Origin of the sequence: uncultured Amaricoccus sp. (genome assembly GCF_937858865.1) — a bacterium.
GTDB lineage: Bacteria > Pseudomonadota > Alphaproteobacteria > Rhodobacterales > Rhodobacteraceae > Amaricoccus.
On sequence record NZ_CALLYO010000218.1, the window covers coordinates 1 to 1,384 of the forward strand.

Consider the following 1,384-nt stretch of genomic DNA (forward strand, 5'->3'; position numbering starts at 1 on the left):
CTACGTGCCGGGCTGGGACTGCCACGGCCTGCCGATCGAGTGGAAGATCGAGGAGCAGTACCGCGCCAAGGGCCGCAACAAGGACGAGGTCGCGGTCAACGACTTCCGCGCCGAGTGCCGCCGCTTCGCCGAGCATTGGGTGGGCGTCCAGCGCGAGGAGTTCAAGCGCCTCGGCGTCACCGGCGACTGGGAAAATCCCTATCTGACCATGGCCTTCCACGCCGAGGCCGTCATCGCGGACGAATTCATGAAGTTCGTGATGAACGGCGCGCTCTACCTCGGCTCCAAGCCGGTCATGTGGTCGCCCGTGGAAAAGACCGCGCTGGCCGAGGCCGAGGTCGAGTATCACGACCACCAGAGCCCGACGATCTGGGTGAAGTTCCCCGTCGTCTCCGGCCCCGCGCCCCTCGCCGGCGCGGCCGTCGTCATCTGGACCACGACCCCCTGGACCATCCCCTCCAACCGCGGCGTCGCCTTCTCGACCCGCATCGCCTACGGCGTCTACCGCGTCACCGCCGCGGCGGCCGACAACTGGGCGAAGCCGGGCGACCGGCTCGTCCTCGCCGACAAGCTCGCGGCCGAGGTGATGCAGGCCGCCCGCGTCGAGGCCTACGAGCGCGAAGGCGACGCAGGCCCGCTCGAAGGGGTGATCCTCTCCCATCCCCTGGCGCAGCTCGATCCCTTCTGGGACTACGAGGTGCCGATGCTCGAGGGCGACTTCGTCACCGACGACGCCGGCACCGGCTTCGTCCACACCGCCCCTTCGCATGGCGCCGACGACTACGAGCTCTTCGTCAGGAACGGCCTCGTCGACCGGATGACCCACCACGTCACCGAGGATTCCTCCTTCGCCCCTCACGTCCCCTTCTTCGCCGGCCTCCACGTCTTCGACGCCAAGGGCAAGGAGGGCAAGGCCAACAAGGCCGTCGTCGACAAGCTCATCGAGGCCGGGGCGCTGCTCGCCCGCGGCCGGATGACCCACAGCTATCCCCACTCCTGGCGCTCCAAGGCCCCGGTCATCTACCGCAACACCCCGCAGTGGTTCGTCGCCATCGACAAGCCGCTCGCCGACGGCATGGACACCTATGGCCGGACGATCCGCGAGCGGGCGCTGACCTCGATCGACCGCCTGGTGCAGTGGTTCCCGGTCTCCGGCCGCAACCGCCTCTTCTCGATGATCGAGGCCCGCCCCGACTGGGTCCTCTCGCGGCAGCGCGCCTGGGGCGTGCCGCTCACCTGCTTCGTGAAACGCCACGCCGACGGCACCGCCGAGATCCTGCGCGACCCGGCGGTCAACGCCCGCATCCGCGAGGCCTTCGAGGAGGAGGGCGCCGACGCCTGGTTCGAGGAAGGCGCCAAGGCCCGCTTCCTCGCCAACGACCAC

The 1,384-nt window shown here is 69.4% G+C and carries 1 protein-coding gene; it reads left to right on the plus strand.

Annotated elements, in window-relative coordinates; translation table 11 throughout:
• The coding region (locus Q0112_RS05870) for a class I tRNA ligase family protein (protein WP_297972701.1) at window positions 1–1,384 on the plus strand (1,384 nt) is incomplete at both ends.